This window comes from Micromonospora costi (assembly GCF_003626655.1).
In the GTDB taxonomy this organism is placed as follows: Bacteria; Actinomycetota; Actinomycetes; order Mycobacteriales; family Micromonosporaceae; genus Micromonospora; species Micromonospora costi.
Map to the genome: position 1 here is coordinate 441,644 of NZ_RBAN01000002.1, position 14,935 is coordinate 456,578.

At 71.9% G+C, this 14,935-nt stretch carries 7 protein-coding genes; 3 read left to right on the plus strand and 4 right to left on the minus strand.

Annotation, left to right across the window (positions count from 1 at the left end; translation table 11 throughout):
• Positions 1-115: 115 nt before the first annotated feature.
• Positions 116-2,077 (minus strand): asparagine synthase (glutamine-hydrolyzing), encoded by a 1,962-nt coding sequence (gene asnB / locus D7193_RS12815; RefSeq protein ID WP_120779709.1) that lies wholly within the window; start codon positions 2,075-2,077, stop codon positions 116-118.
• A 134-nt stretch (positions 2,078-2,211) separates the two neighbouring features.
• Here asnB and D7193_RS12820 point away from each other — a divergent pair, with 134 nt between their 5' ends.
• From D7193_RS12820 to D7193_RS12830, 3 genes are all read left to right on the plus strand, one after another.
• On the plus strand, positions 2,212-3,693 hold the full coding sequence (locus D7193_RS12820; RefSeq protein ID WP_120779710.1) for an aminopeptidase P family protein: 1,482 nt from the start codon (positions 2,212-2,214) through the stop codon (positions 3,691-3,693).
• A gap of 294 nt (positions 3,694-3,987) precedes the next feature.
• The gene (locus D7193_RS12825; protein WP_120779711.1) at positions 3,988-5,748 is read left to right on the plus strand and encodes a right-handed parallel beta-helix repeat-containing protein; all 1,761 of its coding nucleotides are present in this window, start codon (positions 3,988-3,990) and stop codon (positions 5,746-5,748) included.
• Between the two features lie 312 nt (positions 5,749-6,060).
• Entirely contained in the window at positions 6,061-7,680 is a 1,620-nt protein-coding gene (locus D7193_RS12830) for a right-handed parallel beta-helix repeat-containing protein (RefSeq protein ID WP_120779712.1), read from the plus strand.
• A gap of 102 nt (positions 7,681-7,782) precedes the next feature.
• On the opposite strand, the gene pulA is transcribed toward D7193_RS12830, so the two are convergent.
• From pulA to D7193_RS12845, 3 genes are all read right to left on the minus strand, one after another.
• Positions 7,783-13,287 (minus strand): pullulanase-type alpha-1,6-glucosidase, encoded by a 5,505-nt coding sequence (gene pulA, locus D7193_RS12835; RefSeq protein ID WP_120779713.1) that lies wholly within the window; start codon positions 13,285-13,287, stop codon positions 7,783-7,785.
• Between the two features lie 136 nt (positions 13,288-13,423).
• Positions 13,424-14,071: a cellulose binding domain-containing protein gene (locus tag D7193_RS12840; RefSeq protein WP_241562966.1), complete on the minus strand. Its 648-nt coding sequence runs from the start codon at positions 14,069-14,071 to the stop codon at positions 13,424-13,426.
• Positions 14,072-14,173: 102 nt separating this feature from the next.
• Positions 14,174-14,797, minus strand: coding sequence for a hypothetical protein (locus D7193_RS12845; protein ID WP_120779714.1), 624 nt, complete (start codon positions 14,795-14,797; stop codon positions 14,174-14,176).
• Positions 14,798-14,935 lie beyond the last annotated feature (138 nt).

Sequence of the window (14,935 nt, forward strand, 5' to 3'; positions counted from 1 at the left end):
GGGGCCGGGGCCAGGTGATCAAGAGGTTTGCGTCATCCGGAGGCGATCCGGTGACGCAAACCTCTCGATCAACGCGGCTCCCGCGCCCGCGCGGGCGGGACGGCGGGCGGGGCGGTCAGCGGACCATGGAGCCCACTACCGGCTTGGTGAGCAGGGCGGACTGGTTGCGCTGGATGCCCGGGTCGAGCGTCTTGGCCACGAAGATGGCGTGCCAGATGCAGAAGATCAGGACGGTCCACACCTTGCGGGAGTGGTCCGCCTCCTCGCGCTTGTGCTCATCGAGCAGCCGCAGCGCGTACGACAGGTCGAGCAGGTCGCCCGCGCCCGAGGTGCTGAGCACGTGCCGCGCCCACTCGTACATCTCGCCGCGCAGCCACACCCGCGTCGGGGTCGGGAAGCCCAGCTTCCTGCGGTTGACGATGGCCGGCGGCACCACACCCTGCAACGCCTGACGCATGGCGTACTTGGTGGCGTCGGAGCGCGGGGGGAGCTTCAGGTCGACCGGGATCTTCGCCGCGACGTCGAAGACCTCGCGGTCGAGGAAGGGCACCCGCACCTCCAGCGAGTGGGCCATCGAGATGCGGTCGGCCTTGACCAGGATGTCGCCGCGCAGCCAGGTGTAGAGGTCGACGTACTGCATCTTGGTGACGTCGTCCAGTTCCGTGCACTCGGCGTAGATCGGGGCGGTGACGTCGGTGTAGCGCACCGAGGGGTCGTACCGGCGCAGCAGGTGCTGCTTCTCCTCCTCGGTGAACATCCGGGCGTTGCCGTAGTAGCGCTGCTCGATGGGCGTGGTGCCGCGCTCCAGGAAGCTCTTGCCCTTCACGCCCTGTGGGATGGCCTTCGAGACCGCCCGCAGCCCCTTCTGCACGCCGCCCGGCAGGCCGTTCACCGAGCTGAGGGACAGCGGCTCCCGGTAGATGGTGTAGCCGCCGAAGAACTCGTCCGCGCCCTCGCCGGAGAGCACCACGGTGACGTGCTCGGCGGCCTTCTTCGCCACGAAGTAGAGCGGCACCAGCGCCGGGTCGGCGACCGGGTCGTCCAGATGCCAGACGATCTTGGGCAGCGCCTCCATCATATCCTGCGGCCCGATCTTCGTCGGGATCGTGGTCACGTCGAGGTGCCGCGCCGACTCCTGCGCGACGTCGATCTCCGAGTACCCGGGCACGTCGTAGCCGACCGTGAAGGTGAGGATGTTCGGGTTGAACTCGCGCGCCAGGGCCACCACGGCGGTCGAGTCGATGCCGCTGGACAGGAACGAGCCGACCGGCACGTCCGAGCGCATGTGCATCCGGACGCTCTCCCGCAGCGTCTCCCGGATCTCGTGGAACAGCTTCTGCTCGTCGTCGACCGGGGCGGGCCGGAACACCGGCCGGTACCACCGGCGCACCTCGATCCGGCCGCCCGGCGTCCAGGTGAGGTACTCCCCCGAGCCGATCCGGCTGATCCCCTTGTGCAGGGTGCCGGGCTCCGGGACGTACTGGAGCGTGAGGTAGTGGCTGAGGTTGGCCGTGTCGATGCCGGCGTCGCCCTGGTAGTTCGAGTGCGCGAAGGGCAGCAGCGCCTTCTTCTCCGAGGCCAGGTAGAGCCCGTCGGCGGTCTCCAGGTAGTGCAGCGGCTTGATGCCGAAGTAGTCGCGGGCGCCGAACGCCCGCCGCTCCTGCCGGTCCCAGATCACGAAGGCGAACATGCCCCGCAGCCGGGCGAGCACCTGCTCACCCCAGTAGTGGTAGCCGGCCACGATGACCTCGCCGTCGCCGGCCGTGGCGAACCGGGCGCCGTAGTCCCGCACCAGCTCGTCGCGCAGCTCGATGTAGTTGTAGATCTCGCCGTTGAAGGTGAGCAGGTAACGGCCGTCGGCGTAGGGCAGCGGCTCGTGGCTGGACGCCACATCGATGATCGCCAGGCGCTTGTGGGCGAACACGCCGTCCGCGTACCGGCCGGACGCGTCACCCACCACCTCGACCCCGGTCTCGTCGGGCCCACGGTGGTGCAGGCATTCCAACGCGCCGGCGATGTGGTCGCGGTGCGCGGCGGCGTCACCGCGCGCGCTGAAGAAGGCCAGGAGTCCGCACATGGTCGTCATCTTTTCACGGGCGGGGAACGGCCGTCGCGGCCGTCCGGCGATCCGGACCGGCCGCCGGCCGGTGCCACCGCTTCCCTCCCGCGAGGTACCGTCGGCACCAGCAACGACGCGAAAGGGGACGGCGCATGACCGAGGAGCGCACCGACGGCAAGGCGACGGACGGCACCGAATCGCATGATCCGGACTTCCCGGAGGCGTTCCTGTCGTTCATGCGGCAGGGCTGGCGGGACACCGAACTCCCGGTCGGCCCCCGCCCCGAGGTCCCCAACTACGCCAAGCGCCGAGCCGCGCTCTCCGCGGCCTTCCCCGGCGAGACGCTGGTGATCCCCACCGGCAACGAGAAGGTACGCGCCAACGACACGGCCCACCCGTTCCGGCCGGGCAGCGACTTCGCGTACCTGACCGGTGACATGGAACCCGACAGCGTGCTGGTGCTGCGGCCCAACGGCTCCGGGCACGACGCCACGTTGTACATGCGTCCCCGCTCGTCCCGGCAGACCGACGAGTTCTTCCGCAGCCGCCACGGCGAGCTGTGGGTCGGCCGGCGGCACACGCTGGCCGAGAAGTCGACCGAGCTGGGCCTGCCGACCGCCGACCTCACCGAGCTGGACGCGACGCTGGCCGACCTCGCGCCGGGGCGTACCCGGGTGCTGCGCGGTTTCGACCGGCAGGTGGACGCGGCCGTGCGCCCGTACGACGGCCCGCGCGCCGAGGGCCAGCCCGCCCGGGACCGGGAGCTGGCGATCGCGATCTCGGAACTCAAGCTGGTCAAGGACGAGTGGGAGATCGCCCAGCTCCAGGACGCGATCGACGCGACCGTACGCGGCTTCGAGGACGTGGCCCGCGTGCTCCCGGCCGACCGTCCCGTGTCGGAGCGGCTGCTGGAGGGCGTCTTCGGGCTGCGCGCCCGGCACGACGGCAACGACGTCGGCTACAGCTCGATCGTCGGCGCCGGCGAGCACGCCACGATCCTGCACTGGGTGCACAACCACGGCGCCACCCGGCCGGGCGAGCTGCTGCTCATGGACATGGGCGTGGAGAACCGCAACCTCTACACCGCGGACGTCACCCGGGTGGTGCCGATCAACGGCCGGTTCACGCCGCTGCAGCGGCAGGTCTACGACATCGTGTACGCCTCACAGCAGGCCGGCATCGACTTCATCAAGCCCGGGGTCAAGTTCCGCGACGTCCACCTCACCTGCATGCGGGTGCTCGCCGAGGGTCTGGCCGATCTGGGCCTGCTGCCGGTGAGCGTGGACGAGGCCATGGACGAGAAGTCGACCGTCTACCGGCGCTGGACCCTGCACGGCTTCGGGCACATGCTCGGCATCGACGTGCACGACTGCGCGAACGCGCGCAAGGAGAAGTACCGCGAGGGCACCCTGGGCGAGGGCTACGTGCTCACCGTCGAGCCGGGGCTCTACTTCCAGCCGGAGGACGAGCTCGTCCCCGAGGAGCTGCGCGGCATCGGCGTGCGCATCGAGGACGACGTGCTGGTCACCGCGACCGGCGCGGCGAACCTCTCGGCGGGCCTGCCGCGCACCGCCGACGAGGTGGAGACGTGGCTGGCCGCGCAGCGCGAGGCCGGGCCGCGCCTGCCGGGCTGATTCCGCGTACGACCGCACGCGGCGGGCCCCGTCGCCGGTCCTGACGTCCCAGACGTCGGGCCGGCGCCGGGGCCCGCCGCGTTTGTGCTGCTCATGGCTTTTCTGCCACCGGTCGCCGAGATGCGCCCGTCGGTGCCCGATCCAGGGTGAATGCGGGCTTTTTTCGGATACGTCCTCGTCGCGAGGATCCTTCTCATACGGTGGCCATCAGAGGCTGCAACCGATTTGTAGCTGGTCGCGCCGTCTTCCGTCGGTGCGACCCGTTCTGGTAGCACGAAAGGGCGGAAGGCTCTGATGTCCAATGACGTGAAGACCCCCGACGGTGGGCCCGCCCCGGCGCCCCCACCGAGATCGGGACGACGCAAACTCTGGATGGCGGCCGGCATCGCCGGCCTGACCGGCGTGGTCGGCCTGGCCGCTCTCGGGGGCCTGGCCGCCCGGAACGACAAGTCCGGCGGCCCGGACCGGCTCACCGACGCGCAGTCCTCGACCCCGAAGCAGAACGTCAGCGACGCCGGCAAGGCGGACGCGGGCGGCGAGGAGAGCGGCAAGGGCGAGGACGACTGGGCCGGCGGCGACTGGAGCGGCCAGGACGACCGCGGTGGCCAGGGCAAGGACCGCAAGCACGACGAGCGGGGGAAGGAGGTGCCCTGCAACACGGACAAGCTCATCCAGGCGATCGTCTTCGCCAACGACAACCACGGCGCGACCCTGGAACTTGCCCGCAACTGCACCTACAACCTCACCCGCACCGACGAGTACGGCAACGGCCTGCCGGTGATCACCGAGGACGTCACCCTCAAGGGCGACAACACCAAGATCGTCCGGGACGCCACCGCCGAGCACTTCCGGATCCTCAACGTCGGACCCGGCGGGCACCTGACCCTGAAGGGCCTGACCATCAAGGGCGGCCAGACCACCCGCGCCCGGGCAATGGTGGACCCGGCCACGGTGTGGTCGCGCTACTCGACCTCCGTCGAGGCGACCGCCGCCGCCAAGGCGGGCACGCTCGCCGACGTGGAGGCCGAGGCGGTGAAGGCGAGGGCCGCCAAGGCCGCCGCCAGCGCCGCCAAGCCGGCGACCGAGGCCGCCAAGCCCGCCGCCAAGCCCGCCACCGGCGCGGCGAAGCCGGCGGCCACCGCCCAGTCGGCCGCGGCCCCGGGCGCGGGCACCCTGGTGGAGAGGCCGGAGTTCAACGACGGCGCCGGCATCCTGGTGCAGCCGGGCGGCGCCGCCGACATCGAGAAGAGCGAGATCCTGCAGAACCAGTCCGGCGGCAACGGCGGCGGGCTGGCCAACTTCGGGCACACCCGGATCAGCAAGAGCACCGTCGCGGAGAACACCGCCTTCTTCTTCGGCGGCGGCCTCTTCAACGCCGGTGTCCTCCAGGTGGACGAGTCGACGGTCCGGAACAACGAGGCCGGTATCGGCGGTGGCGGTGTCGCCAACGGGGCGCCCGGCATCCTCAGCGACGACGTCGACGGCGGCTCGGTCTGGCTCTACAAGACCGAGGTCACCGGCAACAAGACCATCGGCTTCGGCGGCGGCATCCTCGACGTCGAGGGCGACACCAAGCTGGAGTACGCGAAGGTCACCGACAACATCGCGGTGCTCGCCGGCGGCGGTATCGCGACGGCGGACAGCCAGCTCACGCTCAAGCACACCACGGTCGCCAAGAACAGCACGGTGGGCGTCGGCGGTGGCCTGGCGATCGCGTTCGACAGCGTGGCCACCATCGAGGACAGCAGCGTCAAGGACAACGTCGCCGGGTTCTTCGGCGCCGGCCTGTTCGTCGAGGACAGCACCGTGACGCTGCGCAGGAGCGAGGTCGTCGGCAACCGGGCCGTCGGGCCGATCAGCTTCGGCGGCGGCATCTTCACCATCTTCGGCGCCCGGGTCACCCTGACCGAGACGAAGGTGGCCGGCAACATCGCCACCTTCCCGCCCGGAGGCATCTTCAACTCGCCCAGCAGTGACGTGGAGCTGGACAACAAGTCGGCGGTCACCGGCAACCGTCCCACCAACTGCGTCAACGTTCCCGGCTGCTTCGCCTGACGGCGTGCACCGGTTCACATAGAGGAAGGCCCCTCCGCGCCGTTTCGGCGGCGCGGAGGGGCTCTTCCGTTTGCACCGGCTCTGGGCGGGACCCTGCCGCCCCGGGCGGTCTCGGCGTTCCGCGCCCCGGCGTGCCCTCCCGCTCCGGTCGCCCCCATGCTGTACCGAATGCGGGGTTCTTTCGGATATCGCCGCGAGGCGAAGAACATTCTCATACGTTGTTGTTCGGGAGCTACAACCGATTTGTAGCAGGGGACGCACGCCTGAGGCGCCGCGACCCTGTCTGGTACGAGGAGAGGGCAGAGAGCTCCGATGTCCAATCACCTAACCAACAACGAAGCCGCGGAGCCGGCTGCGGGGGCCAAGCGCCGCCGCAAGATCTGGCTCGCCAGCGGCGTCGCCGGGCTCACCGGCGTGGTCAGCCTTGCCGCGGTCGGCGTCGCCACCGGTGCCGGCGCGGCCGGCGTGGACGGCCTGCGCTGGGCCACCGCCCAGGTCAGCAGCGACGGCGACCAGGGCCGGGGCGACGAGGGCCGCGACCGGCACGGCAAGGACGACAAGGACAAGGACAAGGACAAGGACCGCAAGCACGACGAGCGGGGGAAGGAGGTGCCCTGCAACACGGACAAGCTCATCCAGGCGATCGTCTTCGCCAACGACAACCACGGCGCGACCCTGGAACTTGCCCGCAACTGCACCTACAACCTCACCCGCACCGACGAGTACGGCAACGGCCTGCCGGTGATCACCGAGGACGTCACCCTCAAGGGCGACAACACCAAGATCGTCCGGGACGCCACCGCCGAGCACTTCCGGATCCTCAACGTCGGACCCGGCGGGCACCTGACCCTGAAGGGCCTGACCATCAAGGGCGGCCAGACCACCAACTACCTGACCGCGCCGGAGCCGGCCGCCGTCTGGTCGGCGTACTCCAGCGCCAGCGACCTGTCGGCCGCCGCGCAGAAGAGCGGGAAGGTCGTGGCCACCCCGCAGCGGACCGCGCTCAAGGCCGTACCGAAGGCCACGCCGAAGGCCGGCGTCGGCACTCTGGTCGAGCGGCCGGACTACGACGACGGCGCCGGCATCCTGGTGCAGCCGGGCGGCACCGCCGACATCGAGAAGAGCGAGATCCTGCAGAACCAGTCCGGCGGCAACGGTGGTGGCGTGGCCAACTTCGGCACCACGAGCATCCGGCAGAGCACGGTGGCCGAGAACACCGCCTTCTTCTTCGGCGGTGGCATCTTCAACGCCGGCCTGTTGAGGGTCAGCGAGGCCAACATCAAGAACAACGAGGCGGGCATCGGTGGCGCCGGCATCTCCAACGGCGCCGCGCGGATCTTCACCGACGACGTCGACGGCGGCACCGTCTGGGTCGAGAAGACGGAGATCAGCGGGAACAAGACGCTCGGCTTCGGCGGCGGCATCCTCGACATCGAGGGCGACACGACCGTGAAGCACTCGAAGATCACCGACAACACGGCGCTGGTCGCGGGCGGCGGCATCGCCACGGCCGAGACCTCGCTGAACCTGGTCGACGTCAAGGTCGAGAAGAACAGCACCCTGCTCGCCGGCGGTGGCCTCGCCATCGCGTTCGACAGCGTGGCCACCATCGAGGACAGCAGCATCAAGGACAACGTCTCCGCGTTCATCGGTGGCGGGCTGTTCGTCGAGGACAGCACCGTGACGCTGCGCAAGAGCGAGGTCGTCGGCAACCGGGCGGTCGGCCCGTTCGGCACCGGCGGCGGCATCTTCAACTTCTTCGGTGACGTCCGGCTGGACAAGTCGAAGGTGGCGCACAACAGCTCCACCAACGCTCCGGGCGGTGTCTGGACGAACAACGGCTTCCAGGTGGACAACAAGTCGGCCATCACGGCCAACCGTCCGACCAACTGCCTCGGCAGCCCGGACGTCCCGCAGAACTGCTTCGGCTGACACCCTCGGGTGACCGTGCGGCCGCCACCGGCGGCACCACGGGTCGAGACAGGGACCGGCCCCCTCCCGCACCAGCGGGAGGGGGCCGGTCCGCGTCGTGCCTCAGCGCGCCTGCACGAAGACCGCCACGCTGCGGGGCGGTACCGTGAACGTGCCGGTCGTCCGGTCGAACGACGCGGTCCGCAGCGCCGGGTCCGCCGAGGTGCGCAGCACCGGGTGCAGGGACACGTCCGCGCCCCGCAGCCCCGGCAACCGCTGGCTCGCCGTGTCCGGCGTGCCGTTGAAGACCACCGTCACCGACGCCCACCGCGGGTCGAGGCCCCGACCGTCCAGCGTCATGGTGAGCACGCCGGGCGTCTCCGCCGGGCCGGAGAGCGGGAACGCGACTCGCTGCTGCACCTGTTCGGCGCTGGCCAGCCCGAAGACCGGCGACGACGCCCGGATCTTCAGCAGCTCGCCGTAGCGGGCGTCGGTGGTGTCGATGGCCGCGCAGTCGGGCATCAGGGCCGGGTCGGCCAGCAGCGGACGGGCGTACGGCCACTTGGCCTGGTTGTCCGCGGCCGGCGGCAGGCCGGCGCCGAAGCCGTTGCCCCGGGCGCAGTCCCAGCGGATCTGGTTGAACCAGTCCCCCGAGTTGTACGAGTTGCGGTCCAGCGACTTCGAACGCAGCCGCTCGGTGCCGGCGGTCACGAAGCCGGTGCCCTGGCCCAGCACCACCGTGCCCAGCGCGAGCACCTGCATCCGCGACCGGTCCGCCGCCGAGGTGCCCTGCGGCAGCTTGTACGCCAGCGCGTCGTACAGGATCTCGTTGTCGTGCGCGTCGACGTACGTGACGGCCTCCCCCGGCGCGGCCGTGTACCCGGCCGGCGAGCCGTTGTAGTCCACTTGCGCCCCGGTCACCCGCGCGCCCGTCGAGTCGGTGAACCGGTAGTCGCGCAGGTTGCCGGTGAGGCCGACCTTGATGAGGTCGTGCTGGTGCAGCAGCCGGGCCCGCTGTTCGGCCGCCGTGCCGTTCACCGGGTCGCCGTTGGGGTCGGTGAGGAGACCGGACGCGAAGCCCTGGACCCTCGGGTTCTCGTCGAACGGGCCACCGCCGCGCACCGCGTCGCGGAGCCGGTCGTTGAAGGTGCCCACGCCCGTGCCCGCCATGTTGGCCTGGGTGGCCTGGACGAACCGGGCGTCGTTGGCCACCTCGCCGAAGTTCCAGCCCTCCCCGTAGAGCAGGATCGAGCGGCCGTCCACACCGTGGCGGGCCGGGGTGAGCCTGTCGAGCGCCGCGCGCACGGCCAGGATGTTCGCCTTCGGGTGGTGCCCCATCAGGTCGAACCGGAAGCCGTCCACCTTGTACGCCTTCGCCCAGGTGACCACGGAGTCCACCACGAGCTTGCCCATCATGGCGTGCTCGGGAGCCGTGTTGGCGCAGCAGGTGGACGTGGCCACCGTGCCGTCGTCCAGCAGCCGGTGGTAGTAGCCCGGCACGATCTGGTCGAGCACCGACTTCGGGTCCGTGCCGGCGGCCGACGTGTGGTTGTAGACCACGTCCATGACCACCCGCAGGCCGGCGCCGTTGATGCCGGCGACCATCCGGCGGAACTCGGCGGTCCGCGCCGCGCCGGCCGGGTCGACGGCGTACCCGCCCTCCGGCACCGTGTAGTGCAGCGGGTCGTACCCCCAGTTGTAGCCGTCGGTCTCGGCCACCGCCGCGACGCACGCCTGCTGCCGGTCGGAGTCCGGCGGGAGCGCGGCCAGGTCGCAGTCGGGCTGCCGCTGGTCGGCGCGACGCTCGGGAATGGTGGCGAAGTCGAACGCGGGCAGCAGGTGCAGGTGGGTGACCCCGGCGTCGCCGAGCGCCCGCAGATGTGTCATCCCGGCGGTGGACGGGTCGGTGAAGGCGAGGAACGTTCCGCGGCGTCGCTCCGGCACGGTGTCGTCGGCCACCGAGAAGTCCCGCACCGACAGTTCGGAGACCTGCGCCCGGCTCGGCGGCACCGGGGCCGGCTTGCGCAGCGCCGACCAGCCGGGCGGGGCGAGCGCCGGGTCGGCGAGGTCCACCAGCTGGCTGTGGGTGGAGTCCGGCGCCAGCGCCACCGAGTAGGGGTCGGTCACCGAGGCGGTGACCATCCGCTGCGCCGCCGGTTGCCAGGCCTGCACCTGGTAGCGGTAGTACTTCCCCGTCCACGACCGGTCGCCGCGCACCGACCAGACGCCGGTGCGGTCGTCCCGGCGCATCGGGACGGTCCGCGGCCCGGCCGACGGCGAGTCGAACAGCTGCAACGACACCGTCCGCGCCGTCGGCGCCCACACCGACAGCGTGGGCGTCCGGCCGGCGAAGGTCGGCCCGAGGCGCGCGTCGGTGGCGCGGGCGTACACGTCGTCGAGCACTCCGGGGATCTGCACGCCGGTGGCGGCCAGCAGGGTGCCGTCGGCGTCCCGCTCGGTCACCAGCAGCTGCCCGCGCAGCGCGGCCGGCACCCGGGCCAGGTCGCCGCGGGACAGGGTGAAGGCCCGGTACGCCCACAGGTGGGGGAAGGCCGTGCGCTGCGCCTCCGTCAACCCGTTGCGCTGCGCGGTCAGCGGCAGCGTGGCGTACGTCCCGGCCAGCTCGCCGTCCACGACCGTCACCCCGCCGGCGGGGGCGGTCACCAGGGCGTACCGCCGGCCGTCGGTGGGCCCGGTCTGCCAGGCGACGGTGGACCGGTCGATCCAGTGCGCCCGCTGCCTGGTGATGTCGAGGTCCCCTCCGCCGGTGCTGGCGGTCGGCGGGAGCAGCCGGCCCGGCGTGCCGGCCAGCAGCCACACCTCCCGCCCGGCGCTCGCGAGGTCGAGCCGCTGGTCGTCGGGGAGGTCCTTCTCGTCTCCCCGGTGGACGATGTAGCTGAGCCCGGTCGCGCCGGCCGCGAGCGGCACCCGGAACACCGCGCCGAACGCGTCGACGCGCGCCGGTTCCAGCGGGTCGGACCACTCGGTCGGGTTGGCCGCGCCGTCCCAGACGTGCAGGCCCCAGCCGTCGTAGTTGCCGTCGGCCCGCCGGTAGTGGATCACGGCGGTGCCCTCGTCGACCGGCGGGTCGGGTTCGCCCGTGGCCGCCTGGCGGGTCGGGTAGACCGTCGGGTCGCCCTGCTTGAGCCAGACCTCCCCGGTCTGCGTCACGTCGATGGTCCGGTCGTCGCCGACGTCCTTGTTGCCCGCCTTGTCGACCACCAGGAAGCCGACGGACGCCGCGCCCGGCTTGAGCTTCACCCAGGCGAATCGTCCGTAGGAGTCCTCCCCGACGAACGGCTGACCGTCGGGCCACTGCGTGACGTAGGCCGGGTCGATGTCGCCCCAGGCGTACAGGCTCCAGTCGTCGTACCCCCCGGCCGGACGCTGGTAGTGCACGACCGCCCAGTCGCGGGATGCGGCCGGCGGCGGGGTGCCCACCGTGGCGGTGGACCGGGCGGTGGCGGTGCGCCCGCGCCCGTCGCGGACGACCGCCTTGTACTCGACCCTCGTCCCGCCCGCTAGGCCGGTGAGGTCGTGGTGCACCGTGTATGGGGCCCGGTGCGCGCTGCCCAGCAGTGTCCAGGACCCGCCCGCCACCCCCGCGGCGACCGTGACCGTGGCCAGGGGGTCGCCGGTGACCTGGGCGGTGACCGCGGCCCGGGTGGCGACCGGCTCCTGCGGTGACGGCGCGGTGATCGTGATCGAGGGCGCACGGTCCGGGCGCGCGATCGGCGTACCGGCGCGGTGCACCACGGCGGACAGCGGCGGCACCGTCAGCGTCAGCCGGCCGTCGGCGCCCGCGGTGGCGGTGCCGGACGCGCCGTGGATGCCGGTGAAGGTCGCGCCGGCCGACCACGTGTCCACGGTGACAGTCTGCGCGGTGTCCGCGTTGTTCACCGCCACCACGTACTCGGTGCGCTCGCTCGGCAGGACCCGGGAGAAGGCGAAGACGCCGGGCCCGTCGGCCGCGTACCGGGTGACCTGGACGCCGTCGCGCAGCGCCGGGTGGGCGCGGCGCAGCGCGGCCAGGTCGGCGATCGTGCGGTAGAGCGGGTGGGCGCGGTCGTACTGGTCGACGCCGTGGGTGCGGTCGGTGCCGAGCAGGTCGTCGTCGAGGTAGTCGGGGACCGCCGAGGCGAACATGTCCTGCCGGGCGTCCTTGTCCCCGCCCGGGCCGGTGAAGCCCTGTTCGTCGCCGGAGTAGACGACCGGCTGGCCGCGGGTGAGGAACATCAGCTGGTGGGCGAGCTGGTCCCGGCGCAGGTGGGTGGCCGGGTCGGTGCCGCCGCCGGCGATGAACGAGCCGATCCGGCCCATGTCGTGGTTGCCGAGGAAGGTGGTGAGCCGGTTGGCGTCGGTGTCGCGGGCGGCGTAGAGGTCGTCGCGGGCGTACACGTCCGCGAGCGCCTTCGCGGAGCCCGCGCCGGCGGTGTAGCCGCGCGCCGCCTCCTGGAACGGGAAGTCGAGGGTGGCCGGCAGCCCGCCGCGCCGCACGTACGTCGAGGTGACCTCGGGATCGGCGCTGTAGACCTCGCCGAACATGAAGAAGTCCTTCTTGCCGGCGCGGTCGGCGGCCCGCTCGATGCCCTGGCTGAACTGGGGCCAGAAGTCGAGGTTGCTGTGCTTCACCGTGTCCAGGCGGAACCCGTCGACCCCGGTCCCGGTGACCCAGTCGGCGTAGATCTTCGTCATGCCCCGCACCACCTCCGGACGCTCCGTCCAGAGGTCGTCGAGGCCGTAGAAGTCGCCGTACTCGCTGTTCTCGCCGGCGAAGGTGGAGTCGCCCCGGTTGTGGTACATGGTCGGGTCGTTGAGCCACGCCGGGACCTTGGCCGTCGCGTCGGCCGGGGTCGGGAACGTCGGGGTGTACGGGAAGGACTTCCCGTTCACGTCGGGGAAGTCCCGGGTGCCGTCGGCGTAGTTCCGGTCCTCGAAGGCGCGCCCCTGCGCGTCCCGGTAGGGCGAGGTCGCCTTGTCCACATAGGTGTACCGGTCCTCGGCGTACCGGATGACGTCGGCGGTGTGGTTGACGATCACGTCGAGGTAGATCTTGATGCCGCGCTGGTGCGCCAGGCGGACCAGCCTCGCCAGGTCCTCCTTGCTGCCGAAGTGCGGGTCGACCTGGGTGAAGTCGGTGATCCAGTAGCCGTGGTAGCCGGCGGAGACGTCGGCCCCGCTGCCCTGCACCGGCCGGTTCTTGAACACGGGCGCGAGCCAGATGGCCGTGGTGCCGAGCCCCTGGATGTAGTCGAGCCGGTCCGTGACCCCCTTGAGGTCGCCACCGTGGTAGAAGCCCTTGTCCTGCGGGTCGTACCCGGTGCGGAGCCGGTCGCCGGCGAGGCCGCCGCGGTCGTTGCGCGGGTCGCCGTTGGCGAACCGGTCGGGCAGGACGAAGTAGAACTGCTCGGCCCGGGCCGCGTCGTCGCCGGCGGCGAGCAGGGCCTCGGCGGAGGGTTCGGTGCGCCACTGGGCGGCACCGCCGGCGGCCGGCGCGGCCGCGCCGGCCGCCTCCGCCGTGGACGTCCCGCCGAGCCGGTGCACGGCGACCGGCGTGCCGACCAGCGTGAGGGCGAGCAGGGTGACGAGAGCGAGCAGGGACGTGCGCGATGTCGGCGGGGGTTCCATCGACGGCCTTCCTCTGGTCGTTGATTGGCCCGCACGCTAGCCCTTGCCGAAACGTTCTGCAATACCTTGCAAACAACGTCGCAACACGACAGTGGATTGCGTAAGGTTCGACCGTCGGTGGTGCCCCCGCCGGTCGTCAGAGCCCGGAGCAGTCCGTGCCGTTGACGGTGCACGTGGTCGGGCTCGTGCTGGCCCGCTCCACATGGAACTGCAGCAGCACCGAGGCACCGGGCGCCAGGGCCTCGCCGCCGGTGTAGGTGTAGCCGCCGTCCGCCTGCCGCAGCGTCCCCTGCCGGTCGTTCGCCACCCAGGCGGTGACCAGCCGGCCGCCGGAGAACACCAGCCGGACCTCCCAGTCCTGCCGGCTCCGGGACGTGTTGCTGACCTTCACCTCACCGATGAAGCCGCCCGAGAACGCGTTCTCGGCGCGGTAGCGACCGGTCACCGCCGGTGCCGCCGGCGGCGGCGCGGACACCTGCGGGCTCGCCGCGACCGGAGGCGCGGCGGCCGGCTGCGCGGAACCGGACGGGCTCAGGGCGGACGGCGTCGTCGGACGCACCGACAGGCTCGGCGTGGGCGGCGTCGTCGACGCGGACGCCGCCACGGTCGGCCGCGCCGTCGCGCTCGCGGTGGCGGTCGCCGAGGCGGCCGACGGCCAGCGCGGCGTGGGCAGCGGCGCCCCGGCATTCGCCTGGCGCGGCGCCTCCGACCCCGAGCTGCGGCCACGGTACGTGCCCAGCGCGACGACCAGCAGCACCACCATGACGACCACACCGGCGAACACCACGATCCACGGTGAGGACGCGATGGCCCTCCCGAGCGATCGCGGTTCGTCACTCGTGCCGGACAATGTCCCTCCCTCGACAGCCGTGGGGAGCGTAACGGGTCACCCGGCGGCGCAGTCGTTGCCGTTCACCGTGCACTCGACGAGCCGGCCGTCGCCGTCGTTGCGGCTGAACCGCAGCTCCAGCGTGACGCTCTCGCCGTCCGGCAGCGGATTCGTGCCGCGCAGCAGGTACCGCCCGTCGCCGCGGTAGTCCACCCGCACCCGGCCGTCACCGGACACGTCGACGTCCCGGATCCGGCCGTCGAGGCGCAGCCGGACCGTCCACTCCTCGGCGCGGCCGCTGTCGTTGTGCACCTGGACCTCCGCCACGACGCCGTACCGATCGGCGTCGCGCACCCGGTACGTGGCGGTCAGCGCACCGGCGGCGAACAGGCCCGGCTTCTCCGACGGCGCCGCCGGAGGCGGGCCCGACGAGCGCGGCGCCGCGGGCGACGGCCGTGTAGACATGCGGGACGGTCGTGCCGGGGCGGCCGTCGACCGGGTCGGCTCCGGAGTGGGCGAGGCGCTGGCCGACGTGGACGGGCCGACCGGGGCGATCGGCAGGTCCAGCGGCGGTACCGAGGCGGCGACCGGCTCCGGTTCGCGGACCCGGAAGGACAGCGACGCGACGAGCAGGAGGGTCGCCAACGTCGCCACACCGAGCAGGACGACGATCCACGGCACCGAAGCCAGCATCCTGGGCGCGGTCCCCGGGTCCGGTGGTCCGGCAGGCCGCACAGGCATGAGTCCCCTCTCGTTCGAGCCGATGCGCCAGAGTAGTCAGCGCGGGCCACGGCGGGAACGGCGGCGTCGGCGAACCGA

Bases quoted from the DNA above. Each gene is read 5' to 3' on its own strand.
- D7193_RS12830 (WP_120779712.1), top strand. From the start codon at position 6,061: ATGTCCAATCACCTAACCAACAACGAAGCCGCGGAGCCGGCTGCGGGG.
- asnB (WP_120779709.1), bottom strand. From the start codon at position 2,077: ATGTGCGGACTCCTGGCCTTCTTCAGCGCGCGCGGTGACGCCGCCGCG.
- D7193_RS12820 (WP_120779710.1), top strand. From the start codon at position 2,212: ATGACCGAGGAGCGCACCGACGGCAAGGCGACGGACGGCACCGAATCG.
- pulA (WP_120779713.1), bottom strand. From the start codon at position 13,287: ATGGAACCCCCGCCGACATCGCGCACGTCCCTGCTCGCTCTCGTCACC.
- D7193_RS12825 (WP_120779711.1), top strand. From the start codon at position 3,988: ATGTCCAATGACGTGAAGACCCCCGACGGTGGGCCCGCCCCGGCGCCC.